24 protein-coding genes are annotated in these 26,408 nt (G+C 68.6%); 5 read left to right on the forward strand and 19 right to left on the reverse strand.

Annotation, left to right across the window (positions count from 1 at the left end; genetic code table 11):
* Positions 1–30 precede the first annotated feature (30 nt).
* On the reverse strand, positions 31–1,194 hold the full coding sequence (locus AB0B64_RS14605) for a histidine kinase (protein ID WP_358177537.1): 1,164 nt from the start codon (positions 1,192–1,194) through the stop codon (positions 31–33).
* A 68-nt stretch (positions 1,195–1,262) separates the two neighbouring features.
* The gene (locus tag AB0B64_RS14610; protein WP_357942260.1) at positions 1,263–2,297 is read right to left on the reverse strand and encodes an alpha/beta hydrolase-fold protein; all 1,035 of its coding nucleotides are present in this window, start codon (positions 2,295–2,297) and stop codon (positions 1,263–1,265) included.
* A 131-nt stretch (positions 2,298–2,428) separates the two neighbouring features.
* Here AB0B64_RS14610 and AB0B64_RS14615 point away from each other — a divergent pair, with 131 nt between their 5' ends.
* Both AB0B64_RS14615 and AB0B64_RS14620 read left to right on the forward strand, forming a co-directional pair.
* Positions 2,429–3,124, forward strand: coding sequence for a helix-turn-helix domain-containing protein (locus AB0B64_RS14615; protein WP_357942262.1), 696 nt, complete (start codon positions 2,429–2,431; stop codon positions 3,122–3,124).
* A gap of 222 nt (positions 3,125–3,346) precedes the next feature.
* On the forward strand, positions 3,347–4,453 hold the full coding sequence (locus AB0B64_RS14620) for a serine hydrolase domain-containing protein (protein ID WP_357942264.1): 1,107 nt from the start codon (positions 3,347–3,349) through the stop codon (positions 4,451–4,453).
* 16 nt (positions 4,454–4,469) lie between these two features.
* Here the strand turns inward: AB0B64_RS14620 and AB0B64_RS14625 are convergent, their stop codons facing one another.
* The 9 genes from AB0B64_RS14625 to AB0B64_RS14665 all read right to left on the reverse strand — a co-directional run bounded on the left by AB0B64_RS14625 (position 4,470) and on the right by AB0B64_RS14665 (position 16,425).
* Positions 4,470–5,225, reverse strand: a complete 756-nt coding sequence (locus AB0B64_RS14625) for a hypothetical protein (RefSeq protein ID WP_357942266.1) — start codon at positions 5,223–5,225, stop codon at positions 4,470–4,472.
* A gap of 16 nt (positions 5,226–5,241) precedes the next feature.
* Positions 5,242–6,933 (reverse strand): ABC transporter ATP-binding protein, encoded by a 1,692-nt coding sequence (locus tag AB0B64_RS14630; RefSeq protein WP_357942269.1) that lies wholly within the window; start codon positions 6,931–6,933, stop codon positions 5,242–5,244.
* Positions 6,930–7,781: an ABC transporter permease gene (locus AB0B64_RS14635; protein WP_357942271.1), complete on the reverse strand. Its 852-nt coding sequence runs from the start codon at positions 7,779–7,781 to the stop codon at positions 6,930–6,932. The genes AB0B64_RS14630 and AB0B64_RS14635 overlap by 4 nt, the downstream gene beginning before the upstream one ends.
* On the reverse strand, positions 7,778–8,737 hold the full coding sequence (locus AB0B64_RS14640; RefSeq protein WP_357942274.1) for an ABC transporter permease: 960 nt from the start codon (positions 8,735–8,737) through the stop codon (positions 7,778–7,780). Before AB0B64_RS14640 ends, AB0B64_RS14635 begins: the two co-directional genes overlap by 4 nt.
* Positions 8,734–10,353, reverse strand: a complete 1,620-nt coding sequence (locus tag AB0B64_RS14645; protein WP_358177540.1) for an ABC transporter substrate-binding protein — start codon at positions 10,351–10,353, stop codon at positions 8,734–8,736. Before AB0B64_RS14645 ends, AB0B64_RS14640 begins: the two co-directional genes overlap by 4 nt.
* 345 nt (positions 10,354–10,698) lie before the next feature.
* Positions 10,699–12,417, reverse strand: coding sequence for a VanW family protein (locus tag AB0B64_RS14650; protein ID WP_358177543.1), 1,719 nt, complete (start codon positions 12,415–12,417; stop codon positions 10,699–10,701).
* 255 nt (positions 12,418–12,672) lie between these two features.
* Positions 12,673–14,046, reverse strand: a complete 1,374-nt coding sequence (locus AB0B64_RS14655; protein ID WP_357942280.1) for an MFS transporter — start codon at positions 14,044–14,046, stop codon at positions 12,673–12,675.
* A gap of 291 nt (positions 14,047–14,337) precedes the next feature.
* The gene (locus AB0B64_RS14660) at positions 14,338–15,210 is read right to left on the reverse strand and encodes a F510_1955 family glycosylhydrolase (RefSeq protein WP_358177546.1); all 873 of its coding nucleotides are present in this window, start codon (positions 15,208–15,210) and stop codon (positions 14,338–14,340) included.
* Positions 15,211–15,252: 42 nt separating this feature from the next.
* Complete coding sequence (locus AB0B64_RS14665; protein ID WP_358177549.1) at positions 15,253–16,425, reverse strand: FAD-dependent oxidoreductase; 1,173 nt, start codon at positions 16,423–16,425, stop codon at positions 15,253–15,255.
* 80 nt (positions 16,426–16,505) lie between these two features.
* Between AB0B64_RS14665 and AB0B64_RS14670 the strand changes: the two genes are divergently transcribed.
* A complete protein-coding gene (locus AB0B64_RS14670; RefSeq protein WP_357942286.1) occupies positions 16,506–16,706 on the forward strand; it encodes a heavy metal-associated domain-containing protein in 201 nt (66 codons plus the stop codon).
* A gap of 68 nt (positions 16,707–16,774) precedes the next feature.
* Here the strand turns inward: AB0B64_RS14670 and AB0B64_RS14675 are convergent, their stop codons facing one another.
* Together AB0B64_RS14675 and AB0B64_RS14680 are read right to left on the reverse strand one after the other, a co-directional pair.
* Positions 16,775–17,887: a hypothetical protein gene (locus AB0B64_RS14675; protein ID WP_358177552.1), complete on the reverse strand. Its 1,113-nt coding sequence runs from the start codon at positions 17,885–17,887 to the stop codon at positions 16,775–16,777.
* A 39-nt stretch (positions 17,888–17,926) separates the two neighbouring features.
* Positions 17,927–18,556: a TetR/AcrR family transcriptional regulator gene (locus tag AB0B64_RS14680; RefSeq protein WP_357942290.1), complete on the reverse strand. Its 630-nt coding sequence runs from the start codon at positions 18,554–18,556 to the stop codon at positions 17,927–17,929.
* Between the two features lie 110 nt (positions 18,557–18,666).
* Between AB0B64_RS14680 and AB0B64_RS14685 the strand changes: the two genes are divergently transcribed.
* Both AB0B64_RS14685 and AB0B64_RS14690 read left to right on the forward strand, forming a co-directional pair.
* Positions 18,667–19,356 carry an AraC family transcriptional regulator gene (locus tag AB0B64_RS14685; RefSeq protein ID WP_358177555.1) on the forward strand — a complete coding sequence of 230 codons (690 nt, stop codon included), beginning with the start codon at positions 18,667–18,669 and terminating at the stop codon, positions 19,354–19,356.
* 54 nt (positions 19,357–19,410) lie between these two features.
* Positions 19,411–20,823: a hypothetical protein gene (locus AB0B64_RS14690; RefSeq protein WP_358177558.1), complete on the forward strand. Its 1,413-nt coding sequence runs from the start codon at positions 19,411–19,413 to the stop codon at positions 20,821–20,823.
* 3 nt (positions 20,824–20,826) lie between these two features.
* Here the strand turns inward: AB0B64_RS14690 and AB0B64_RS14695 are convergent, their stop codons facing one another.
* From AB0B64_RS14695 to AB0B64_RS14720, 6 genes are all read right to left on the reverse strand, one after another.
* Positions 20,827–21,927: a HoxN/HupN/NixA family nickel/cobalt transporter gene (locus AB0B64_RS14695; RefSeq protein WP_358177561.1), complete on the reverse strand. Its 1,101-nt coding sequence runs from the start codon at positions 21,925–21,927 to the stop codon at positions 20,827–20,829.
* A 105-nt stretch (positions 21,928–22,032) separates the two neighbouring features.
* Positions 22,033–23,208, reverse strand: a complete 1,176-nt coding sequence (locus tag AB0B64_RS14700) for an aminotransferase class V-fold PLP-dependent enzyme (RefSeq protein ID WP_358177564.1) — start codon at positions 23,206–23,208, stop codon at positions 22,033–22,035.
* Entirely contained in the window at positions 23,205–23,999 is a 795-nt protein-coding gene (locus AB0B64_RS14705; RefSeq protein ID WP_357943100.1) for an amino acid ABC transporter ATP-binding protein, read from the reverse strand. The genes AB0B64_RS14700 and AB0B64_RS14705 overlap by 4 nt, the downstream gene beginning before the upstream one ends.
* A gap of 14 nt (positions 24,000–24,013) precedes the next feature.
* A complete protein-coding gene (locus tag AB0B64_RS14710) occupies positions 24,014–24,661 on the reverse strand; it encodes an amino acid ABC transporter permease (protein WP_357942300.1) in 648 nt (215 codons plus the stop codon).
* A 15-nt stretch (positions 24,662–24,676) separates the two neighbouring features.
* A complete protein-coding gene (locus AB0B64_RS14715) occupies positions 24,677–25,513 on the reverse strand; it encodes a transporter substrate-binding domain-containing protein (protein WP_357942302.1) in 837 nt (278 codons plus the stop codon).
* 250 nt (positions 25,514–25,763) lie between these two features.
* On the reverse strand, positions 25,764–26,393 hold the full coding sequence (locus tag AB0B64_RS14720; RefSeq protein WP_357942304.1) for a methyltransferase domain-containing protein: 630 nt from the start codon (positions 26,391–26,393) through the stop codon (positions 25,764–25,766).
* Positions 26,394–26,408: the final 15 nt, after the last annotated feature.

Raw genomic sequence — 26,408 nt, forward strand, 5'->3', positions numbered from 1 at the left:
CGGCTGTCAAGCCCAGCGCCCGGATCGCGCTCAGCGCAGGCCCATCGGGATCCGGGCCCGAACCGTGAATCCGCCGCCGGACCGTACCCCGGCGCTCAGCTCACCACCGACCACACTGACGCGCTCCCGTAACCCGACCAGCCCTCGCCCGCCACCACGGCCCAGTCCGGCGCGGCTGGGTCCGTCCGTGGTGATCTCCACGTCCATCCACTCCTCGCCATGGCGTACATGGACCAGCGTGCGCTCGCCCGCGGCGTGCTTCACCGCGTTGGTGAGCGCCTCCTGGACGACCCGGTAAGCGGCCAACTCCGCGGCCTTCTCCATGGCGCCCGGCTGTCCGTCCTCGACCAGTTCCACCGGCTGCCCGGCGCCCCGGGTCCGCGCCACCAGATCGGGCAGCCGGCTCACCGACGGCTCGCGGCCTTCGCCGTCCGCGTCCGGCGTACCGTCCAGCGCGCCGAGCAGGTAGCGCAGGTCGGTCAGCGCGTGGCGGCCGGTCTCGCTGATCGCCTCCAGGCCGGTGGTGACCCGCTCGGGCTGCCCGGCCAGGAACTGCGCCGCGTCGGCCTGGACCACCATCGCCGTCACGTGGTGGGTGACCACGTCGTGCAGCTCCCGCGCGATCCGGGCGCGCTCCGCCGCGACGACCGCCGCCTCGGCCAGCCGTACCCGCTCCGCCTCGGCGGCGCTCCGCTCCCGTACGACGACACCCGTGGCCCAGCACGCCACCAGGAACAGCAGGAAGGTCGTGTAGTCCAGCGGACGTTCCGGCGACCCCAGCTCGTGCAGGGCGACAGCGAGCCCCACGTACGCCACCACCGCGACCACGGCCACCGCGAGCGACCGACGCCGCAGGTGGGCGCCCACGCTGTACAACGCGACGATCAGCCCGAGCGCCGCGAACGCCGTGGGATAGCGCAGCAGCTGAAACGCTATGAACGCCCCGCCGACCACCGCCAGACACCCGGCAGGCCACCGCCGCCGCATGGCCAACGGCAGGCTCTGCGCCAGGATCAGCAGCACTCCCACCGCGTCCAGCGGCAGGTCCGGCAGGTCCGCCAGATCGACGCCCTGATGAGCGATCCCGGGCACGAACGACAACCCGGCCAGCGTCCCCGCCAGCACGACATCGGTCCGCCGACTCCACGGCGTCGTCATCGCCATCAGCCGGAATGAGGCCGTCAGTCGAGACACGCCCGCCAGCCTAACGGGACCCCGTCCGACCTGACGCTGTCGCCGACCTCAGGGCGAGAAGTGGGGTCTCAGGGCGAGAGGCGGCGGCTCAGCCAGGCCAGGGCGAGCGGGTAGCGATACTCGATGGCGCCGTGCCCGGCGTCGAAGAGCTCGAAGTAGATCCGCTCATCGGGCACCCCCGCCACCTCCAGCGCCCGCCGGAACGCCGTGGCGCCGAAGTCCAGGAAGTACTCGTCCCTGTTGCCGGCATCCACCCAGATCGCCCGCATCGACCGCAGCGCCTCGGCGTACTCGGGCCGCGCCGCCATGAGCACCGGGTCGCGGGCCAGCCAACGCTCCCACACCTCGGGTATGACGGCGCCCGTGTCGTCGAACGGCAGGCGGACCGTGCCGTCCTCGTCGGCCGAGTACGCCGCCGCGTAGGCGTACATCTCCAGCAGTTCGAGGTCGCCTTCCCTGGTCCCGGCGATCCTGCTCCGGAAGTCGGACAGGAACTTGTCGTACGAACCGCCGTACATGTCGCGTAGCCGCCGCGCGACGACCGGCAGCGCGGACCGGAAACTGACCTCGAACAGCGAGTCGCCCGCATGGGTGGCGAGCGCCCCGAACACGTCCGGCCGCAGCATGGCGGTGACCATCGCCCCGCCGCCCCCGCTGGACTTGCCGGTGACCGCGCGGTGGTCGCGGCCGGCCAGCGTACGGTAGTGGGCGTCCACCCACGGCACGACCTCGTCGCACAGGTAGGAGTGGTAGCGGCCGGTCGCGGGCGAGTCGAGATACTGGCTGCCGGCCAGCGAGGTCCACGCGTCGACGTAGACGACGATCGCGGGCGGCACGTCACCGGCCGAGAACACGCCGTCGGCCAGTTCCGGGTACGTACGGCGGAACGGCGTCCGGTTGAACCACATGGCGACGTGTCCGGTGTAGCCCTGCAGCACGTAGATGGCCGGGTAACGCCGGTCGGGCTGGTCGTCGTACCCCGGGGGGACGTACACGTACAGAGGCCGCTCATGCGGATCCCCAAGGGGGTTGCCGCGCAGCAGCACGCTGTCGATGACGTTGTGGTCAAGGCGGCCGGCCAGCTCGTCGGACCAGGGCAGCATGGGCTTCCTCTCCTTGGCCGGCGTCAGCCGACCGAGATGTCGATCCCCGATGGCACTTGGAGATCAGCCTGCCACCTCCGCTTTGCCGTTGCGCGGACGTCCGGGGCACCGGAGGTCGCTAGGCTTCCTCCGTGGACAGCGCAGAACTGAAGGACCGGGTACGCGAGCTGCGAGCCGAAGGCCGGTCTCCCAAGGAGATCGCCCGCACGCTGGGGGTGTCGCCGTCGGTGGTGGCCCCGCTCGTCCGGGCCGTGGCGGCCGAGGGCAGCGCGGCGGCGACGGGGGAGCCCGAGGTGGCCGGCTGCTGGATCAACGTCGGCTGGAGCAACGGCCTGACCGTCGACCCCGCCCGAGGCTGGATCGACGAGAAGCCGGATGCCGACGGGCTGGACGGCAAGGTGTGCGTGCTGGTGGCCCGGCGGCACAAGTGGGACCGGATGACGGTCTGCGGCTACCTCGCCGACGTCTACTGCACGGGCGTCAAGGACCTGATCGGGCCGGACGTCATTGACGACCGGCAGCTCAGCAGGTTCCGCGAGTACTTCTTCAGCGATTACGCGGGCTGGCAGGAGGCGCCGATCGAGCTGGCTCAGCATCTCGTCTTCGGCTCGGTCGACTATGCCCGCACGCTGGGCCTGGAGCCGTTCGTGACCTTCGACTCGGCCTCCCACGTCCTGGGCACCTGGGAGGGCGGTCCGTCGGCGATCACTTTCGGCCGCGACGGAAAGCCGTTCTACGTCCCGGGCGAGAACGACGAGTCCGGCAAGATCGTCAGAATCCTGGAGCGCAAAGTAGGCCCGGCGGGCTTCGACACTTCCGTTGAGTGATCCGGTGGTCTGGAGAGCCGACCCGGCGTGCTGACTCTGGCCTCGCCCAGCCGCCGCTGAACAGCCGCGGTTGGAAAGCCCCCTCCCTCGTGGAGGGGGCTTTCTTCTATCTAGTTGTTCTCGGTGTCCGCTCGTAACAAGGGCCTGCCCCAGGAACTTCGCAGATGCTCATGTTCTCCATATACCCTCCATAGGTATATTCGAGAGAGAAGTCGGACAGGGGTGAGCGAAGCGGTGCAGGTCGCAGGATTCGTTGCGGACGGGTACGACAGGGTGCGCGAGGTCTTCCAGGACTTGGTGCGCGACGGCCGGGAGACAGGAGCCGGAGTGTCGGTCTGGCGGGACGGTCGCGAGGTCGTCCGGCTGAGCGGGGGCTGGGCCGACGCTGTTCAGGGCCGTCCATGGCGCGCCGACACCCTGGTGCAGCCGTACTCCCTGTCGAAGTCGTTCGTGACGCTCGCCGCTCTGGTGGCGGTGCGTGATGGCGCGCTGGTCCTGGACGAGCCGGTATCCCGGTATTGGCCGGAGTACGGGGTCAGCGGTAAGGAGCGCACCACGTTGCGTCAGGTGCTCACGCACCGGTCGGGGCAGCCTCGGTTCCCGGCCGAAGCCGCAGGCCTGGACCTGCTGGACGACGCGGGGCTGCGGGAAAGCCTGGCGAGGGCGGCGCCGGAGTACGTCCCCGGGACGTCGCTCGGAGAGCATGCGCTGACCTACGGACATCTCGTGGACGGCATCCTGCGCGCCGGCGCCGGGACCACGCTAGGGGAGGTGTTCAACGAGAGGGTGCGGCCCGCGTTGGGGCTGGACGCCTGGTTCGGGGTGCCGGATGACGCGCTGGAGCGCGTCGCCGACCTGGAGTACGCCGACCCGGAATGGCCCAGCCAGTTGCACGCGGCGCCGTGGCTGCAGATCCCCGACGGGACCCTGGACGTCGAGCGGGCGAACTCACGATCGTGGCGGCAGGCGGTGTTCGGCGCTGTCAACCTGCACACCACCGCGACCGCCATGGCCAAGTTCTTCGCCGAGCTGACCAGCGCGGACGGCCCCGTATGCGCGCTGCTCGGGCCGCGGTTGCACGCCGACCTCCTGGCTTCCCAGGTCACCGACTTCGATGAGGTCTTCGGCACCAGGATCACCTGGACGTTGGGGTTCGTACGAGACCGCGGCAAGATCGCCAAGGGCGGGATCGGCGGTTCGGCCGCTTGGTGGTCGCTCAAGCACGGGCACGGCTGTGCCTACCTGACGCGACGACTGGATGATCATTCCCGCGCCGCCGCGATCGCCGCGGCGCTGGACGACGACCTGACCGTGGTAGGCGAGGACTGACCAGGCCCTCGCTTCCCTAGTGCGGGACGACGCCCTCGACCAGAACCCGCCGATAGTTGGCGATGCGCTGGTCCACGCTGTCCAGGCAGCAGCTGGAGCACTTCGTCTCCTCCATGGAGGTGTAGTACAGGCAGCACGTGTCGCGCAGATAGAACAGTCCCTTCCGGTCGTCTGCCGTCAGCCGGACGACCTTGCCCAGGCGGTCGAGGTCGATGGTGGACGCGGCCGAGAAGGTCTTGTAGGCGCTCTCCAGCTGATCGACGTCCCCGCCGCGTCTGCTGGCGATGCAGAAGGCCGCCGCGCAGCCATGCGCCACGCCGCCATGAAGCTGCCGGAGTCCGGCTCGGGTACGAACCCGCATGGCCTGCGCGAGCGGCAGAAGATGGTCGTCCAGGACCCATTCCACCAGGGTGGTCACGGGGGCTTCCGCGACCCGGGGCTCGCGCAGCCCGACTGCCTCGAAGCCGTGGTGGGGAGACAGCCGGATGGCGACGTTCCCGGGACGCATGTCGATCACCACGCCCTCGACGGCCCAGGCCAGCACCGCGGCCGCCGTCACGGTGCCGGCGTACACGGCCATGACCGTGAGCGCGGTCGCGTGATCGGAAACCTGGCCGCTCGCCCGGCGCTCGGCTTCGAGAATCCGGCCCAGCTCCGCCGACCGCGGATCCAGCAGCCGGTCACAGGCGATCCAGTCCTCTCCTGGCGCGAGCCCCTGTTCGAGCCGGAAACGTTCGCCGAAGGACTCCAGTCGCGTGAAGACGTCTGTCACTTGCCGTCCTTGTCTTTCATGTCTGAGCCGCTTCGAGCAACTGCACGGTGTACGGGTGGGAAGGGGTGCGGGAGACGTCCTCCGAGGCGCCGTCCTCGACGACGGTGCCGTTGCGCAGCACGACGATCCGGTCACAGGACTGCACCGCCTCACCGAGGTCATGGGTGACGAACAGGACCGCCAAGCCGCGGTCCGTGGCCAGAGCGCGCAGCGTGGTGGCGATGCCTGCTCGGGTGGAGACGTCCAGCATCGAGGTGGCTTCGTCGGCGATGAGGAGGATGGGGTCGGCGGCGAGTGCTCGCGCGATAGACACGCGTTGCCGCTGTCCGCCCGACAGCTGACCTGGGAAGCGTTGGAGGAACTCGGAGGTTTCCGGCAGTCCAGCAGCGGTGATGGCGTCCCGCACCCGTTGTTCCCCTTTTACACCGGCCAGTACGAGCGGTTCGGCTACGAGGCTCGCGACCCGCATGCCGGGATGGAGCGCGTCGTACGGGTCCTGGTGCACGAAGCCGATCCGCCGCTGGAGACGGCGCAGCGCCCGGCCGCGTCGTGCGGTCAGGTCTTCTCCGGAGATCTCGACCTGGCCCTCGGAGGGGTGGAGCAGGCCGAGGATGATCCTGGCCAGGGTGCTCTTGCCGGATCCGCTCTCGCCGACCAAGCCGACGATCTCCCCGGCGTGGATGTCGAGGTCCACGCCGCGCAGCGCTTCCACGGTTCTTGAACGGGTCCTGTACGCGTGCCGGACCTGGTTGACGCGCACCACCGGCGGTCCCTGGGCATGCTCGGCCCGCGGTACCACCGGATAGGCCGCTTCGTCCGGGTGATGGCAGGCGACCTGCGCCTCGCCGTGCGGACGAAGGTGCGGTTGTTCTGAGGTGCAGCGGTCGGTGGCGAGCGGGCAGCGCGGGGCGAACCTGCAGCCGTCCGGCAGCAGGTCGAGCGCGGGTGCCGAGCCGGGGATGCTGCCCCACGGCACCTGCCGGTCGGCGACCGGTGTGGCGGTGAGCAGGCCGGTGGTGTACGGGTGGGCATGCTCGCGGGACAGCGTGCCGGCGGAGCGGACCTCGGCCAGCCGTCCCGCGTACATCACCGCGGCCCGGTCCGCGTACGGCATGAGCCCGGCCAGGTCGTGCGACACGATCAGCGTGCTGATGCCGAGCCCGGACAACAGCGCGAGGACCTGCCGCTGGGTGATCGCGTCCAGCCCGGTGGTGGGCTCGTCGGCGATCAGCAGGCGGGGCTCGCCGGCCAGGGCCAGAGCGATCGCGACCCGCTGCCGCTGCCCGCCGGACAGTTCGTGTGGGTAGCGGCGCAGCATGCCGTGCTTGAGACCGACGCGTTCGAGCAGGTCACCGGGCTGCGCCTGGCCGCCGTGCAAGGTGAGCATCTCGGTGAGCTGCGCTTCGATCCGGTGGACGGGGCTCAGGCCGGTCATCGCGCCCTGTGGCACGATCGCCACTCGGCTGCCGCGTATGCCTCGCCAGTCGACGCGGCCGGTCAGCTCGTGCTCGCCGTCGAGCAGGGCGGAGCCGGTCACCGTGGCGGTGCGGGGGAGCAGCCCGAGGAGCGCGCGGACGAGCGAGGTCTTGCCGCAGCCGCTCTCGCCCACCAGCGCCACGATCTCGCTGTCCGCGACGTCGAGGTTGATCCCGTCCACCGCGGTCAGGCCGCCGTAGCCGACTGTGAGCTCCTTCAGCGCCAGGGTCATCGGGCGGCCTCTCTCAGCGCGGGGTTGAGACGTTCCTCGACGGCGGTGCCGATGAGGGCGAGGGCGAGAACGGTGAGCGAGATCGCGGCGCCGGGCGGGAGCGCCCACCACAGCCACGCGTCCGACAGGAACACGCCGTTGGTCTGTACCCAGTACAGCGTGGTGCCCCAGCTCGGCGCCGTCGGGTCGCCGAGCCCGAGGAAGGACAGGGTGGCGTCGTAGATGACGGCCCGCATCGCCGTACGCACGAAAACGGGGATGAGCAGCGGGCCGATCAGGTAGGAGCCGTGCCGCAGGAGGAGCCACCAGCGCGGCGCTCCCATGGCGCGGGCCACCTCCAGATGTCCTCGTGACCACGCCGTCAGTACGGCGGCGCGCAGCACCCTGGCGGGGACCGGCCAGAGAATCAGCGCCAAGATCGCCACCCGCATGCCGAACGACTGGCCGAGGAAGGCCGCCGCGAGGATGTAGAGGATCAGCTCGGGCAGCACCAGCATGATGTCGGTGCCGCGCATCAGCGTGGCCGACAGCCAACGTGGCCCGATCCCGGCGGCGCCGCCGACCAGCGCGGCGAGCAGTGTGGTGGCCGCGGCGACGATGAACGCCAGGCTCAACGAGGTGCCCGCGCCCACGATGAGCTGGTCGAGCAGGTTCCTGCCCAGGTCGTCCGTGCCCAAGAGCAGCCCGCCCCCGGGAGGGGCGTACGGCTCCGCGACTCGGGCCCGGCCCGCGTCGTCGGGAAGGGTCGTCCCGAACAGGGCGACCCCGAGGACGACCGTGAGGATCCCCGCTCCGATCAGGCCCTGGACTCCGAGTAGCCGGCGGCGTGGTGCGCGTAGGAACATCATCGGCGGGCCCGGGGGTCGAGGAACGGGTACGTGGCGTCGGCCAGCGCGTTCATGAGCACGACCAGCAGCGTCAGTACCAGGAACGCGCCCTGCATCAGCGGGTAGTCACGGGCCGAGATCGCGCCGAACGTCAGCCGCCCGAGCCCGGGATAGGCGAAGACCGTCTCCACCACGATCGAGCCCGCGGCCAGGAAGCCGATCTCCATCATGAGAATCGTGTGCACGGGAAGCAGCGCCGGACGCAGCGCGTGCCGCCGGACGAGCCGCCCGTACGGTACGCCCCGGGCCTGCGCGTGCTGGATGGGCTCGCTGGTCAGCACGGTCAGCAGAGAAGAGCGGGTGTACAGGAACAGGTAACCGAGGCCGGTCAGCGTCAGCGTACTGACCGGCAGGATCAGGTGCAGCAGCACACCCTGGACGGTCACACCCTCGATTCCCGACACGCCGAAGGTCGGCAGCCACTGGAGCCGCACCCCGAACAGGACGATGAGCAACATGCCCAGCCAGAACTGGGGGAGCGAGTCCAGCACGATCGCGGTGCTCAGCAGGCCGGAGCCCTTGCCTTCGCGCCTGCGCAGCCCGCCCACCACACCGAGGGTGACCCCGAGCAGCGCGGTCACCACGGTGCTGGTGCCGACCAGCAGCAGCGTCCAGGGGAGCGCCTCACCGAGCGCTTCGGTGACCGGGCGGCCGTCGGACAGCGAGGTGCCCAGGTTGAGGGTGAAGACGCCGGTGAGGTAGTCGAGGAACTGTTCGGGCAGGGGCTTGCCGAAGCCGTACTGGGTGGCGAGCTGGGCGCGTTCGTCGGCGGTGAGCCGGGCCAGCGCCTCAGGGCTGCCGAACAGCTTCAGCGGCCCGCCGGGCAGGGCCCGAGGCAGCGCGAAGTTGAGCGTGAGCGCCACCCCGAGCACCGCCGCGTACTCGCCGAACCGGCCTGCCGTGTATCTCCAGCTCATGAGAGCTGGAAATCGACGAGCGAGAACTTGTTGAGCGCCGCGGAGCCGTTCTGCCACGTCCAGCCGCTGTAGACGTCCTTGCGGAAGGCGTAGGCGCCATTGCGGTAGTACAGCGTGAGGAACGGCAGCTGCTCCGCGATCTGGGCCTGAAGCTGCTTGGCCGCCGCCGTCCTGCCCTCCATGGTGGGGGCCGAGGTCAGCGTCCGGATGATCTCGTCCACCTTGTCGTTCTTGAACCCGACCACGTTGAGCGAGCCGTCCTCCGGATCGGAGGCGAGGAGCTGGGCGATCGATCCGCTGCTCAGCATGACCGGCGCGGACCAGCCCCACATCGACATGTCATAGTTGCGGCCCTTGCTCACGTCGTAGTCGGGCCACACCTTGGCGTCCAGGGAGTCGGGGTCGAGCGCGGTCACCTTCACCGCGACGCCCACCGCCTTGAGCATGTCCCGGATCAGCTCCGCGCTGCGCAGCCGGTCGGTGGAGGTGCTCTGGACCAGCAGCTCGTACGACATCGGCTTGCCGCCGAGCACCCGGATCCCGTCGGCGCCCGGCCTGGCGCCCAGGGCGTCGAGCTCCCGTTTGGCCGCCTCGACGTCGTAGAGGGGAGCGAGCTGATCGGGCTTTACGGGCGAATCCGCGTGGATGAAGCCGGGGTTGCCGGGCGTGCCCTGACCCAGCAGCGCGGTTTTGACCAGGTCGGTCACGTCGATCGCCTTGGCCAGCGCGCGGCGTACCTCGGGCTTGTCGAACGGAGCCCGGCCAGTGTTGAAGGCCAGCAGCGTGGAGGCGAACTCGGTGCCCTTCACCACGCCGATGTTCGGCTGCTTCTCCAGTGCGGAGAGCTGCTGCGGCGGGACGATCCTGGTGGACATGTGCACTTCACCGGTCCGCAGGGCGGCGAACTGCGTTGACTCCTCCGGAATGACCACGATCTTCACGGTGTCGGCCTTCGCCTTGCCCATGGGGTACGAGGTGTTGGCCGTCAGGGTGTAGCCGCGGGCGTTGTCGTACTTGGTCAGCTTGTACGGACCCGTGCCGATCGCCTTGTCGGTCCCGGCCTCGCTGACCTTCGCCACCGATGACCACACGTGTTCGGGCAGGATCGCCATGTCGGCCAGGATCCGCCGCGGGAACTCGGGGTCGGGCGCTTTGAGCGTCATCGTCACCGTGTCGCCGGACACGGTCACGTTGTCGATCGGGCGCAGGTCGATCGAGGAGTCGCCCTCCATGTGCTTCTTGTAGAAGTCGACGCTGAACGCGACGTCTTTGGCGGTCAGCGGTTTGCCGTCGTGCCAGGTGACGCCTTGGCGGAGCGGCATCGTGAACACCTTGTTGTCGGTGGTCCGCAGCTCCCTGGCCAGCAGCGGCGTCACCCCGTCACCTTGGACGACGACCAGCGTGTCGAAGAGCAGCTTCACCAGGTTGTTGCCCGGGTAGCCGGTCTGGTTGGTGAACGGGGTCAAGGTGCCTTCGTCGGACGAGATGGCGATGGTGAGGCTCTTCGCCGCTGCCGGGGCCTTTCCGCCGGCGGGTGGCGCGGTGCCGGCGCCGCAGCCGGCCAGCGCCGTCAGCGCTGCTGCCGTAGCGATCAGACTCAGAAAGCGGCGATGCACAGAAACCTCCGGGGGGTATGAGAGGTCGAGACGTCCTCGGTGTCAGGGGCGGGGTTTCAGGTGACTCTATAGGCATTTTCCGTAGATACAAGTGCCAGTTCGGTTAACACCACAATTCCCCGCAGGGGAGCTGTTCAGTCGGCTGAGCTGCGTATATGGTGGACTGATCGCCCATGTGGCCGCCCTGCCGGGCGGTTTTCCTGGGTGGTGACCATCCCGCATGGGCAGGCATCTACGAAGGTTCGTCGTAGATTGCCGTGTGAGACTGTGGCGGGAAGGAGTGTCAGGCGGTCGAGGGGGGCGACGGGACGGCAACCAGCCGTGCACGTGGTCCGAGAGCCTGCCTCACTTGCATGTCAAACGCGGCTCGGCGGCGTAGACGGTGTGGAACTTCTGCCTGCGCACTTCCTTGCCGTCTTTCTTGAAGATGCGCCAGACATCGATCGCGAAGCCCTCCGCGCCGCCCATGGGAATGCAGTCCTTGCCGGAGTCGGTGAGGGAGGGGGCGGTCTTGACGTCGTAGCGGGCCGAACTCTGGGCGGTGACGTCGTAGCGTTTGGTGCTCCAGAAGTCCACGGTGATCGACGTGCTCGTGTAGGAGGTCTTGATCAGCACGCCGTACGGGGAGTCGTTGCGCCAGCGGAAGTCCGGCTGCGGATAGGAGACGGTGGACTCGCGGCCGGCCGGATAGCGGGAGATGTAGTACTGGTGCGCCATATGCTGCACGTCCTGGAATCCGCCGAAGAACACGGCGTTGAACATCGTGGTGGCGAACTGCGACACCCCGCCGCCGACGTCGTTGACGAACCGGTTGTTCAGGATCATCGGCGCCTCGACGAAGCCGCGCGCCTTGTCGCGCTTGCCGACCAGGCCGTTGAGCGAGAACGTCTCGCCGGGCATGACGACATGGCCGTCCACAATGTCGGCGATGCGGTGGATATTGGTCACTCGTGGCGCGCAACACGGGTGGCGGGTGGTGAAGGTGCTGACCTTCTTCTCGACCCCCAGCTTCCTGGCCTGCTCGGTGGTCAACCGGGGCTGCGCCTCGGCCACCGGTACCTTCACCTCACGCTGGCCGGCCGCCAGGGCGGCGGAGACGGCCCCGCCGAAAGCCTTCGCGTCGATGCCTCGGCCGGGACGGGCGGGGAGGACGCGCGGCTTGCCCTTCACGATCTTGAAGGAGGCGTCTTGGGGCTGATGGCTTGCCGGGACGAGTTGTTTCTGCAAGTCAGGGAGGAGTTCTCCGCTGCGGAAAGAGGGGCGCAAGCTGCCTTGGCCGTCGGAGACGAAGCGAAGCCCGGCGGCCAACTGGGCGCGGGTCAGGCTCGCTTTCCTGTCGCCGTTGACCAAGGTCAGCGGACTGGCGACCGCCGTGGTGGCCATGGAGCCCGCGACGCGACGCACCTCGGCCGACGAGATCCGGGGCGGTAGCGTGCGGAGGGGCAGCGCGACCGTAGCGCGGTTTCCCAGGAAGGCCTCGCGGAGCAGCCGTGCGGCGGCGTCGCGGTCGAGGGCGCGGCCCGACTTGGCGGGGATCACCTGCGGTTCGAGGCCCTGGTAGCGCACGCCGCCCTCGCGAGGCTTGCGGTCGATTGTCTTGGCCAGAACGGCGAGTCGGGTGGTGAGGCGGGATTCGTCGGCCGTGATCCGTGGCTGGAGCTCTCTGTCTTCGCCGAACAACGACCGGACGACTCCGGCCGGGCTGCCCGCGCCGGCCAGCGCCGCCTCGAGTGTCGCCGGGATGTCGAACCCCAGCCCGAGCTCGGCGGGGGTGAGCCGGGTCGTCTTGCCTGCCACGGACAGCGCCATCGGTCGGGTGGCCCGCTTGCCGAGCTCACGCTCCAGCCGGGCGCGAGCGTCCGCCTCCGGCAGGCCGCCGACGTCCACGCCGCCGATGCTGGTGCCGGACGGCACCTGACCCCCCAAGGCGATCGCGGGAACGGCATAAGCCGCAGCCAGGACGGCGACCGCTGCGACCACGACGAGTATCCAGCGACGTCGGCGCCTTCCCGCGCGGCCGCTCCTGGGCGCCACCTGCTGCGCCAGAGCGGCACGCGGGCTCATCGCAAGGCCCCGCGAGATCGTGGATCGACATGGCACATGGCGCGAAGTCTAACTGCCCTACTAGCGCAAGCCGTAGATAGTTAGGAAGCCTGCCACTCGACGACCCGTTTGTTCCGTCGTGGCGCTTGCTCCGAAAACCATGCTGCCTCCCGACCCGCTGATGGACCCTCCGGGAAGGTTGGTGGGGCCACCGGCTGGACGATCGTAGGCGAGGTGGAGAGCGGGCCGGCCGCTACGCGGTGTTGGTCGGCGAACTCAGACGGTGCGAACGCAGGCGCACTGGCATGCCGCGAGAGTACCCTCCGCAGCCTCTGCGACTTCCCGCGTGGCGCCTTCGGTCCTGGCGGAAGCAACCACCGCTGCGACGCGGCCTCCGGCCTCGGCCTTCCTGATGCGCGGCTGGACCGCCGCTGCCGTACGCTCTCCGACCTCGACCTTCTCGTCGCGCGGCCAGATCGCCAGTGCCGTTACAGCTCCGACTGCCGCCAGGCCCGCCAGCACGGTCCAGGTGATCGTGAAGCCCGCGTTCGTGGCGACCCATCCGGCGATGGGATAGGTGACCAGCCAGGCCAGGTGGGACAGCGAGAACTGGGCGGCGAAGACCTCGGGAATTCCGGTGGGATCGACCGCCCGGCGAAGCACCCGCCCGGTCGGCGTGACGATCAGCGCCATCCCGCCGCCGATCGCTACCCAGATCACCCCGGTCGGCAGTGGTGCGGCGACGCTCGCCGCGGACATCGTGACCGCCGCGCCGACCGCGACTATCAGTACGGCGGCACCGATCAGCATCACGAACCGGTCCGCCACCCGGTCCAGGACGCGCGGGAGGACGAGGGCCACCAGCAGCGTCCCCGTTCCGGACGCGGCGAGCACCCAGGCCACGTCGGACTGGGCTCCGCCGAGAACGTCGCGGACGTAGTTCACGGTGTTGACGACCACGATGGAGCCGACGGCGGCGACTACGAGGTTCAGTGCCATGACGCCGCGCAGACTCGGGGTGGCCGCGAAGGTGCGGATCCCCGCCACGGCCCGGTCCCAGGCGTTCGTGTGTGAACTGGGGCGCGCGTTGGGGATGCGCGTGGACAGGACCAGCAGCGCGGACACGGCGAACCCGACGGAGGTGCCGATGAACAGCAGGTTGAACGACATGAAGGTGAGCGCCACAGCCGCGAGCACGGGGCTCAACAGGCTCTCCATGGTGTAGGCCACCTGCGATGCGGACAGGGCGCGGGTGTAGTCGGCCTCCTTGGTCACGATGTCGGGGATGACCGCCTGAAACGTCGGGGTGAATGCCGCTGACGCGGTCTGGAGAACCCCGATCAGGACGTAGATGTGCCACACCTCGGTGACGAACGGCAGCGCGATCACCACCAGAGCGCGCACCGCGTCGAGGATCGTGAGAAACCAACGTCTGGGCAGCCGATCGACGTACGCGGCCGCGAGCGGTGCGACGATCACGTACGCGACCATCTTGATCGTCAGTGCGGTGGCGAGAACCGCACCGGCGCGCGGACCTGCGAGCTCGTACGCGAGCAGCCCCAGCGCGACGGTAGCCAGACCGGTACCGAACAACGCGATGACTTGAGCGCTGAACAGCCGCCGGTAGTCGCGAATCGCGAACAATCCCATGTCCGTCTCCTCCCGGGCAACCGCAGTCACCATCAAGCTATATACCCCCTGGGGGTATTAACATCGAGAGTTTTCTATACTAGGCGGGGGTATATGTCAAGCTACGAACTCGAGCTCGGCAACCGTCGGCGACGGCAGGACCGCGCCGGCTCGGTGAGATCCCCGACCTGCCCGACTTCTCCCACACCGACGACCGGGAGGAGGAAGGGGTGCAAGACCGCTCGGGTCAGACAGCCGGTGACCGCCATCGCCCTGGGCGGCGCCCGCTGACGTCCAGGGCCGGGTGGTGGGTCAGTTCGCGGGGGCGAAGGCGGTGGTGAAGGTCTTGCCGCCATCCTTGGACTCCAGGATGGTGCCGTCTTCCAGGGCGGCCAGCAGTCGCCGGCGGTCCACGGCCGTGAACGCGGTGGCCTGGCCGGGTAGCTTGCCGACGTTGGTCCAGGTCTTGCCGTCGTCCTGGCTGGTGTGGATGCGGCCGTCGGCCCCCGCGCCCACCAGCAGGCCATTGGCCAGAACGTCCACATGACTGAGCAGTGGTGCCTTCGGCATCTCGACGAAGTTCACGCCGCCGTCCTCGCTCACCTTCAGTCCTTCCGGGGTGGTGGCGTACAGGCGGGTGGGCTTCTCGGCGCTCACGCCCAGGTCGAGGACCTTCTCTTCGGTGCCCTGGGTCCAGGTGGCGCCGCCGTCTCCGCTGCGCCAGACCTTCGAGGTCTGGCTGTCGAAGGCGTACAGGTTCTCGCCGGCGAGTTGGAGGGAGTGGAAGTCGGCGGAGCCGTCCTGCGAGATCGTCTTCCAGGTGAGCCCCGCGTCGGTGGAGCGGACCAGTCCGAGGTGCGGCGGGCGATCCGGGGAGACGTCCTCGGCAGCGGGATGGCCGCTGGCCAGGAAGGTCTTGGGGCCGGTGATCGTGAAGCCCATGTGGTCCTGGTCCCGGTCGGCGACGCGGGCGACGGTGGTCGAGGAGGTGACCGTGAACAGCCCGTAATGCCCGGCGACGTAGAGGACGCCATCGGCCGGATCGACGCCGACGCCGTGGACGTGGCCGACCCCGAGGTCCGGCGACCCGCTCGTTCCGCCGTGCTCCGGGGCCGCCTGTCCGCACGCGACCAAGGCGAAGCTCAGTGCGGCTGCCGACAGCAGCCGCCGACCCACATGTTGCATGGCCAAATACTACTATTGACTATCGTAGATAGCGTCCTTGGGTCACCCGACAGCGTCCAGGTGGTCACCCGCGGCGGTGGCGCGCTTGAGGCGGATCAGGTCCTTGGGGGCATTGACGGTGACGGCGCCGACGAGCACGCCGCTCCTGGCGAAGGCGATCGCGAATCGGTTCTCGTCCGGCTCCCCGGTTACCAGGCGGCTCTCGTCGGCCAGGTGCGGCAGCCCGGCGGTCTGGATGCGGGCGCCGTGCATGTGGGTCGCGAAGGAGGGGAGGTCGGCGTACGGCTTGGCGTTCTCCGGCCCGGCCAGGAGGTTGAGGGCGGCGAGGGCGCCCTGGTCGTTGGCGTTCGCCCAGTGCTCGACGCGTACGAGTTCGCCGCCGAACAGGCCGTGCGGCCAGCGCGCGACGTCACCCGCCGCCACCACGTTGCCGGCGGCGTACAGGGTCTCGTCGCACACCACGCCGTCACTGAGCGTCAGGCCGCTGCCCTCCAGCCAGGTGGTGTTCGGGGTAACGCCCATGCCCGCGATGACCAGGTCGGCGGGCAGCGTCCGGCCGTTGCCCAACCGCACGCCCGTCACCCGGCCATTGCTCTCGAAACCGGTCACGCGCGTGTCGCTGACCAGCTCGACGCCGTTGTCGCGGTGGTGGCGCGCGAGCCAGCGCGCCGCCGCGGCACCCAGGACATTCGTCATGGGGTACGGGGAGGCGTCGACGAGGGTGACGCCCAGGCCGAGGGCACGGGCGGTCGAGGCCACCTCGCCGCCGATGAAACCGCCGCCGATGACCACGACGCGCTCGTGCCCGGCCTGTAGCTCGGCGCGCAGGGCCAAGGCGTCTTCGATGGTGCGAAGGGTGCGGACGCCGTCGGGGTGGTCGGGCAGGCGGCGCGGGCGGGCGCCCGTGGCGATGACAAGCCCGTCGTAGCCGAGCTCGGTGCCGTCGTCCAAGGTAAGACGCCGGTCGGAGGTGTCCAGGCGCACCGCTTGGCGGCCCTTCAGCCACTGGTCGCCGAGCTCCTCGGCGCCGGGGAGGGTGATCTCGTCGTCGCCCCTCAGCATGCTCTTGGACAGGGGCGGGCGGTTGTAGGGCAGGTGGCGCTCGGCGCCGATCAGGGTGATGTCGCCCGCGAAGCCCTCCCGCCTGAGCGTCTGCACGGCACGCAGGCCGGCCAGGGAGGCACCGACGACGGCAACGGTGTTCAGCGTTCTCATGGTCGCGGACTATACCCACAGGGGGTATATGATGCAAAATACCCCTCGGGGGTTAGTTATCTGAACCAGGAGGAGATGTCATGAGCAGCACGTACAAGGTGAGCGGAATGACCTGCGGCGGATGCGCGGGCAAGGTGAAGTCGGAGATCTCCAAGGTGGACGGGGTCACCGACGTTGAGGTGGACCTGACCAGCGGCACGGTCACCGTGGCCGGAACCGCAGAAGAGGCCCTCGTTCGCGATGCCGTCGAAGAGGCGGGCTACGAACTGACCGCCGTTTGATCGGACCGTCCTCGGCTCGTTGGTGACCGGCCCGGGCGCGCCAAAGCGCCAGGGCCGGTCTCAACTGGTCACCGCCAGCGGACGAACGCCACCATGATGCCCATGGCGCTGTCATAGGCGGCCGGCTCGTTGTACTGGGTGTGCACCCGGATCCGGTCGCCGAGAGAGAAGGACAGGTTCGGTTCGCAGGGGCTGAAGTCCGATACCGATCCCATGTATGCCATCAGCGGTGCGTTGGGATGCCCGTCCGTGGTCACGGTGTTCGCGCTCGCCGGATGCCCGTCCGTACCGGCTCCCGGTCCCGCCGGCACGTCCATGGAGTCCGGCGCGTACCCCGCGACTGACGTGCAGAAGTAGCGGTTCTTGGTCGCGTTCTCCAGGGACACGCTGATGCTGTGGTCGTGGGCGTGGCCGCCGACCGCCACCAGGGTCCCGGCGCGCGCCGCGATCGTGGTCCAGTGGGAGTCGGAGTAGCCGGCCGGGATGGAGCGCTCGGAGTCGCCGCACTGGTCGATGTCCAGCCAGACCGGGTCGACCCGGGTGGCGTTCGGGACCCAGCTGAAGGTGTACTTGAACTCGACGGTGATCGGCCGCTCGGTCATGTTCATCAGGTCGTAGATAAGACCCCACTTGTCACCGGCCTTGACGTAGTAGCCGTTGTTGCCGGTGGTGTAGAGGGTGTTGAGCGTGCGTTCGTTGCCGGCCGCGAAGAAGCGTTCGTTGCCACCTTGGAGCAGGCCGAGTCGGTTGATCGAGTCTCCCAGGCCGGGTGGGCAGGTGGCGTCCCAGCGGCTGAAGTTGACGTTGACGGCGTGGTGGAGCATGCCGCCGGTGTCCATGTTGACGCCGGTGTTCGTCCCGGCGAAGACGAGGTCGGGCATGATGCCGGTGATGTAGCAGTTCTCGCACGGCTTGGCGATCTTCATGCTGCGGCAACTGGTGATGATGCCGATGAGCGGGTTGCAGTTGCCGTCGAGCGCGATCTCGTTCTTGATCTCGCCCACCTTGCCGCCGGACATGGCGGGAATGGTGATGGGGCCCCAGCGGACGGTCGTGACGTTCTGACCGGCGGGCGGATTCCAGGCGGGGGGCTCGTACGACGCCGCGCCGGCCCTGACGGGCGCGGACATCACCACCAGGAGGAGCGCGCCGACCAGCACGACGAGGGTGCGATTTCGCATGTGCGTCTCCCTTGTTTCAGCCAGGAAGTATGAGCCTGCTCAGCGGTTGCCGTTCAGGCCGAAGGCGACGAAATCGGAGAGGAACTGCTTGATCTGCCGGCGGGAGTACCGGTCGGGGTGCTCCAGCCAGAAGGCGGCGATGTGCTGGTTCAGGGCGAGCATGGCCTGCGCGAGAAGGTCCGGGTCGTCGCGGCGGACCGCCCCTTCACCCATCGCCGTCTCCAGGATGGGCCGCAGATCGCTCGCATGTTGCTCGAAGGCCCACGTGGACAGCGGGCCGATGGTGGTCTCGATGTTGCCGGCGTTGCGGAAGTGCAGGAAGCCCGGTCCGGTGTCGGTGACGAAGTCGAGGTAGGCGTCCAGGGCCCGGTCGAGGCGGTCCTGCGCGGTGCCTTCTGCGTCGTATGCCTCGCGCAGCCGTGCCTGCAGCCGTTCGGTGTGCTGGATGACGAGCTGGACGAACAGGTCGGCCTTGTTGTCGAAGTACAGGTAGAACGTGCCGACCGACAGCCCGGCACGCCGGACGAGGTCCTCGATGCGTAGGGCCGGCCAGCCATCTGAGGCGATGATCTCCCCTGCGGCAGCGAGCAACCGCCGCTGGACCTCGGGGTTCTCAGTGGCCAGCCGCCGTCGTCCGCGCCGCTCGCGGCGCACAGGTTTGATGTCCATAGCGTGAGAATGAGTCGGTGAATTGGTTTTAATTCACCGACTCATGGTGGTCAATCCCCTTTGGTGGGATTGCTGCGCCTGGACCGTTCCTACTATCTATCATCGTAGTCATGTCAGACATGGCGTCATGGACGGGAGCGGTGTGGCTGAGGCCGGGCGCTTTGGTGTACATCGGCAGGCTCGGCGACGCGCGCGCTCACGCGCATGCCGCCGTGCAACTGCTTGTCGTCAGCTCCGGCCGCGTCATCCTCACCGACGAGCGGGCAGCCGAGAGGAGCGTGTCGGCAGTGGCGATACCCGCCGGGGTCCCGCACGCCATGCGCGCCGAGGACGCGTTCGGAGCGTCCGTCTATCTCGATCCGGCTCTTCTGGAGGACGACGGGGAGAGCCTGGTGGCCGGCCTGCTGGCGCTTCAGGTTGATGAGAAGTTCGCCGATGCGGCGCTGGCGTTGCTGAGCGAGTCGCGCGCCGCCTGTCCGGATCGGGTGGTCCGGCAGGTGATGGAGCTGGTCGGGCGGGGCATCGCCGGTCCTTTGCGGCTGCGCGACCTGGCGGCGCGGGTGGGCCTGTCGCCGAGCAGGCTGGGGCATCTGTTCAGTGAGCAATGGGGGTTGCCGTTCACGGCGTACGTACGGTGGGCGCGGCTGCGCGCGGCGATGGACACCGTACGCGCAGGTGGCTCGCTGACGGATGCCGCGCATGCCGCCGGATTCACCGACAGCGCCCATCTGACCCGGGTGACGCATGCCATGTTCGGACTGGCACCCTCGGTGCTGGCTCGCGGGATGAGCTGGAAGTGAAGGTCAGCCGCTCCGTACAAGCGATCGAGGAGGCGGCAGGGCCAGGCTGACGGCATGACTGATGACATGCCGGACGACGGAGCGCCACAGCGCCTTTCTCCCGCTGCGGTCGTCCTCGTGGTGGCGGCCGGCTTTATCTCGCTGTTCGCCACGTATTGGGACGATGCCTGGCACACCGATATCGGCAGGGACGACGCGCTGATACCGCCGCACCTGCTGCTGTATGGAGCGGTGGCCGTCGTGGGGCTGACAGTGGCGGGCTGGGGTCTGCTCACGCTGTGGCGTACGCGATCGCTGATCGCCGTGCTGAGACAACCTCCGCTGCTCATCGCCGCTGTCGGCGGCGTGGCCACGCTGGCTTCCGCGCCCGTCGACGCACTCTGGCACGACGCCTTCGGCCGGGATTCGGTGCTGTGGAGCCCGAGTCACATGCTGACCGTGTTCAGCACACTGGCCCTGATCGGCGGGGTGCTCGCGGGCATGCGGCCGGACAGCCCTCGACCGCTGTGGTGGGCCGGCGGGGCATTGCTGCTGGGCAGCGCTGTCACGTCGGTGATGGAGTTCGAGACGGACGTGCCGCAGTTCTCCGAGGTGCTGTACTTCCCCGTGCTGCTGGTCTGCTCGATGTACGCGGCCGTGCTGCTGCGGTCGCTGGCACCGCGCCGACATCTCGTGGCGGGAGCGGTCGGCGTCTACGTGCTCGCGCGGCTGGTGATCACCGCGCTGCTGCCGGCCCTCGGGCGTACCAGCCCCGACCTTCCGCTGGCCGTCGTCGGGCTGGCGGCGATCGACCTGCCGTGGCGGCGGCCCGTGACCGCTTACGCGGCAGGAGCGGCGGGGGCCGCCGTCACTTCCTACCTGTCCTCCGTGCTGGGCATCGGCAGTGTCAGTCCCGACGCCGTGCTCGTGCCCGCGTTGGTGGTGGCCGCCCTCGGCGCGGTTGTGATCTTGGGCGAGCGCCGGACGCGTGGCGCGGTCGCGGTCGTCGCACTGCTGCTGCCGCTCGGTCTGACCGTCCTGGATCCAGAGCCTGCTTCGGCGCACGATCCCGGACAGGGGCAGGTTGTCGCTACGGCCGTGCTGACCGGCACCTCGGACGGTTCTGGGGGGATGACGCTCACGGTCGAGGGGTGTGGGGGTATGACGCCGCTCAGAGTGGTCGCTCGCCGGGCCGGAGAGGAGATAGCCGGTCCGCTTGGTTCGACACCTGGTGGATGCCGTGGCCAGGTACGGGTCGACCAGGAGGGCCGGTGGTTCCTGTACGCGGAGATGCGTTATCGGGGCGGCGTGGTCGAGGCATGGCTCCCGATTGACCGCAAGGTCGTGCGGCAGAGACGTGACATCTACCTTCCAGCAGGTCGGGCGGTAGTGATCGGCGGGCAGATCGCGGCGGGCGTCGGCTTGTATCTGGCCGGGCTGGTCATGCTGTCACTGACCGTGTACCTGGCCAGACGAGGCCGCGCGTGATGTTCATCGGAGGTCGGCTTCGGCGGTCACCGGTTGGGCGTACCGCTGTTCGAGCTTGGCGAGCTTCCAGTACGCGACACTGCCCAGCCAGGTCAGGAGGAAGACGCCGACGATCCCGTACCCGATCGTGTTGAGGTCGATGGCGGCAAGAGCGGCCCACGGCTGACGGTCGGCCAGGCCGAGTTGGTCGGCGAGGATACCGAGCAGTTCGACGGTGCCGACGGCGAAGGCGACGAAGATGGACAGGCCGGTGGTGGAGAGGTTGTAGTAGATCTTGCGGAGCGGGTTGCTGAAGGCCCAGTTGTAGGCGTGGGCCATGAACGCGCCGTCGAGGGTGTCCCACAGCGACATGCCCGCGGCGAAGATCAACGGCAGCGAGATGATGGCCAGCGGAGGGAGTTGACCGCCCGCGGCCGCTCCGGCGGAGACGCCGATCAGGCCGACCTGGGTGGCGGTGTCGAAGCCGAGCCCGAACAGCAGGCCGACCGGGTAGATGTGCCAGCCGGCGCTGATCAGCCGGGTGTAGCGGCCTTTGAGCAGGCGGTTCAGCAGGCCGCGTTCGGCCAGCAGGCGTTCGAGCCGCTCCGGTTCGTAGGCACCTTGGCGTACCTGTCGCCACATCTTCCAGATGCCGGCGAAGATGACCAGGTTCAGCCCGGCCACCAGGTAGAGGAAGGCGCCTGAGACGGTCGTGCCGATGATGCCACCGATGTCGGCGAACGAGCTCTGGAACCGCACGGCCGCCTGCGTGGCGAACGCGACCGCCACCGACAGTGCCAGCACGACGGTGGAGTGGCCGAGCGAGAAGAACAGCCCCACGCCCTGCGAGGGCCGGCCCTTCTGCAGCAGGAGCCGGGTGGTGTCGTCGATGGCGGCGATGTGGTCGGCGTCGAAGGCGTGGCGCATGCCGAGCAGGTAGACGATCCCGGCGGCGGAGGCGAAGACGAGCTGGCCGCGGCCGTCGGTCAGGTTGTGGTAGGCGGGCTGGGCGTTGTAGTAGGCGAACAGCCCGAACCCCGCGACGTGGAGAGCGGCGACCACGCCGAGCAGGGGGATCAGGCGTAGGACGTCGGTCCGGGTGAATCGTCGGCTGCTGGTCTGCATGGGAGCCCTTCATCGCTTTTGCATAAATCTAGCAACTGCTGAATATTCGCTACTAGATGGCATAGCAGATGAAGGGATCTTCATGCGTGCCCGGGCGGTCTCACGTCATGCACTGAGCCGGGTCAGTTCCTCGCATAAGAGGTCCAGTTCCTCCTCGGAGTTGTAGTAGTGGACCGACGCTCGGACGAGTTCGGAGATGTCGCGGTCGGTCATGTCGAGGAGCGTCGACGGAGCTCGCGACACGCTGACATTGATCCGGCGCTCCGCCATGAAGGCCTTGATCGTGTCGGCCGTGACACCGTCAAGAGTGAAGGTCACGATGCCGCAGCGTTCGGCGCCGACGTCCCGCACGGTACAGCCGGGAACGGCCGCCAGCCGTTCGCGCAGGGTCTCGCCGAGCAGGTAGACGCTGTCGCGGATGTCGTCCAGGCCCCAGGCGAGGGCTTCCTCGACGGCGGTCGCCAGGCCGACCCGGCCCGCCACGCCGTACTCCCAGTTCTCGAATCTGCGGGCGCCCGGCTGGATCTCGAACCGGCCGGGCGCCGTCCACTTGGCGGACCGCAGATCGAGGAAGGGGGGATCGAGCTGGTCGAGTACGGCCCGCCGGACGTACAGCAGGCCAGTCCCACGGGGCGCACGCAGGTACTTGCGCCCCGTCGTGGACAGCATGTCGCAGCGGATCTGCTCGACGTCGACGGGGATATGGCCCACCGACTGGCACGCGTCGAGCAGGTACAGCACGCCCGCCTCGGCCGCGATCTTGCCGATCTCCGCGGCCGGGTTGACCAGGCCGCCGTTGGTGGGGATGTGGGTGACGGAGATGAGGCGTACGCGCTCGTCCATCATCACCCGCAGCGCGTCGACGGAGAGCTGGCCGAGTCCGTCGTTGGGCACCACCTCGACGCTCACGCCATGGCGGCGAGCGACCTGCAGGTAGGCGATGAAGTTGCTGGCGTACTCGGCCTTGCTGGTGAGGATCCGGTCGCCGGGGCGAAACCGGATGGCGTAGAAGGCCAGGTCCCAGGCGCGGGTCGCGCTGTCGACGATCGCGATCTCGTCGCGGGAGCAGTTCAGCAGCCGGGCGGCCGAGTCGTAGGCCGCCTCGACGCAGTCGGCGGCGCGGTCGGCCGCCTCGTACCCGCCGATCTCCGCCTCCAGGCGCAGATGCCCGACAGTCGCTTCCAGTACGGCCGTGGAGGGCAGCGAGGCTCCGGCGTTGTTGAGATGGACGGTGTTCGCGGTGCCCGGGGTCAGCTCCCGGGCCCGTGCGAGGTCGATCATGTTCGCTCCACGTTCTCGAGTGAGGGGCGGCCGTTGTGCGAAGGGCCGATGAGGCGCAGGAACGCCTGTACGCGGGGATGTGCGGGCGCGGTGAAGAAGCGCTGCGGGGGAGCCTCTTCGATGACGTTCCCGCCGTCCATGAACACCACCCGGTCGGCCACATCGCGGGCGAAGGCGGTCTCGTGCGTCACGATGACCATGGTCATCCCGTTTCCGGCCAGGTCACGGATGACCTGCAGGACCTCGGCGTGCAATTCGGGGTCCAGCGCGGAGGTGGGCTCGTCGAACAGGATGACCTGCGGCTCCATCGCCAGTGCACGGGCGATGGCGACGCGCTGCTTCTGACCGCCGGACAGCGTGGCGGGGTAGCAGTCGCACTTGTCGCCGAGGCCCACCAGCGCGAGCAGCCGCCGGGCGAGCTCGGTCGCCTCGGCGCGGGGCACGTTCCGTACGGAGATCGGGCCTTCCATGACGTTCTGCAGCGCCGTCAGGTGCGGGAAGAGATTGAACTGCTGGAACACCATCGCCGAATGCCGACGGATCTCGCGGATCCGGGCGGCCCTGGCGCGACGCCCGCCCTGGCGCGTGCCGCAGTCGACGTGGTTGCCGCACAGGCGGACGGTGCCGGAGTCGGGCTCTTCCAGCAGGTTGAGGCAGCGGATCAGGGTGGTCTTGCCGGAGCCGGACGGGCCCATGACCACCACGACCTCGCCCGGCCGCACGTCGAGGTCGATGCCCTTGAGCACCTCGTTGTCGCCGAAGCGCTTGGTCAGCCCGCGCACGCTCACGATGGGTTCTGAGCTGGTCATGCGTAGGCCTTTCTCATCCGGCGTTCGAGAGCCTGCTGGCCGACCTGCAGGAGGGTGTTGATCATCCAGTACATGAGTCCGACGATCAGCAGCGCGTCCATGTAGCGGAAGGTGGAGGTGCCGATGCCCTCGGCCACCCTGGTCAGCTCCACCACGGTGACCGCGGAGGCCAGGGAGGTGTCCTTCATCAGGGCGATGAACCGGCTGCCCACGGGCGGCAGGGCGATCCTGATGGCCTGGGGGAAGATGACGCGGCGCAGCGTCTTCCCGTATGGCATGGCCATCGAGGCCGCCGCCTCCCACTGTCCCTTGTCGACGCCGAGGATGCCCGCGCGGAAGTTCTCACTGAGGTAGGCGGCGGTGAACAGGGTGAAGGCGATGATCGCCGACGGGATGGGCGGAATCTCCAGGCCGATCTGTGGCAGCCCGAAGTAGATGATCATGATCTGGATCAGCAGCGGCGTGCCGCGGAAGACCGAGACGTACGCGGTCGCCACGGCGGAGAGGACGCGGTTGCCGGAGATTTTCGCCAGCACGATCGCGGCCCCGAGGAGGCTGCCCAGGATGAAGGAGACCACACCGAGGAGAAGGGTGATCACCAGGCCGGTGAGGAGATCGGGAAAGGAGTCGACCAGCAGATCCATGAGTACCTTCCCTGCTCAGCTCGCCGGAACCTTGGCGAGTTCCTGCGTCATGTCGAGACCGCCCAGCCACTTGCGGGAGATGGCGGTCAGGGTGCCGTCAGCGATCATGTCGTTGAGCGCCTTGTCGACGGCCTGCTTGAAGCTCACCGAGCCCTTCGCGAAGGAGATCCCGTTGACCTCCGATTCGAGCAGCGGCCCTGCGGCCTTGACCTTCAGGTTGTTCTTCGCCGCCAGGAACGCCCCTTGGAACCGTGACGCCAGCACGGCGTCGGCCCGCCCCCGCGCCACCTCGGTCAGCCCGAGTGTGGCGTTGTCGTAGGTCTTGATGTCGGCGTCGGCGATGCTCTTCTTGGCGAAGGCCGCCTGTGTGGTTCCGGCCGTCACCGCGATCTTCTTGCCCTGGAGGTCGGTCAGCCCCGTGATGTCGGAATTGGCGTCGGCCACGAAGATCGAGATCCCGTTGACCTCGTACGGGCGGGAGAAGTCCACCTGCTTGGCACGTTCCGGGGTGATGGTCTGACCGGCGACGACGGCGTCGAACCGGCCGGCCTGAACGCCCGCGATGAAACTCTGGTAGTTGGAGGCGACGAACTCGACCTTGGCGATGCCGAGCCGCTTGGCGAGCTCGTTGGCCACGTCGACGTCGTAGCCCGCGGGCTTGCCGCCGTCCAGGAAGTTCCACGGCGGATTGGCCTGCGTCTGGGCCACCCGGAGGGTGCCGGACTCCTTGACCCGCTGCAGGAGGTCGGCGGCGTCCGCGGAGCTGTGGCCGCACGCCGACAGGGTGATCGTTAGGGCGGTGGACAGGCCTGCCGCCAGCAGGGGTTGAATACGTATCTTCTTCGCCACCATGGGCTCCTTGTCATGCAGCAGTCGCCCGGCTCTAAACCCCCGTGAACCGTGGACATCCCCAGGTTGGGGCTTACATGTCCATGGCGTATACGGTGGGCCATTATGTCCGAAGCGTCAAGTACCCCCCTGGGGTAATTTTGCATCCCTCCTGATCGGAGGGGGTAATTGACAGCTTCTGGTGGTGGTTGGCCTGCGAAGGCACCAAATTTACGGACATCCCGGTGTCCGCCGTCTCATAGCCGTACGTTGGTCACCCGGGAGGTTTCCGGGCGGCCAACCGTTCGACGATGCCGAGCTTGAACCGGTCGTGACGTTCAACGGTCAGGCCGTGATCAGGTAGCCGCTCGATGGGGCGGCGCAGGAAGTGCTCGCCTCCCAGGGGCACGGTCACCAGTTCGATCAGGCGTTGAGCCGCCCGGACCGGCCACGCTGACGCGGCCACATGGTCACCGAGCAGCAGAACGCCGCCGGGTCGGAGTACGCGCACCATCTCGGCGATCGCTCGCCGATCATCAGGGATCGCACAAAGGGAAAAGGTGCCGACAACCGTGTCGAAGCTCTCGTCCGGAAAGTCGAGCGCCTGAGCATCCCCCTCACGCAGGTCCACCTCCCGGCCCAGGGAGGCGGCCTGGCGCCGGGCGATGTCCAGCATGGCCGGGCTCCAATCGATGCCGGTCAGCCGTACGTCCTCCGGGTAGAGGGGGAGGTTCAGGCCCGTCCCGATGGCGACCTCAAGGGTGTCGCCGCCGGCCTGCCCGCAGATCCACGAACGGGTGTCTCCGAACACCTTCCGGTCGAGGAAGGTCATCTGTTTGTCGTAGGAGCCGGACTGCTTGTCCCAGTAGCGGCGCAACCGTTCGTCGCGTGGCCTCGATTCCATCCGTCTCACCTCTCA

The organism is Nonomuraea sp. NPDC049129 (genome assembly GCF_040648495.1).
GTDB lineage: Bacteria > Actinomycetota > Actinomycetes > Streptosporangiales > Streptosporangiaceae > Nonomuraea.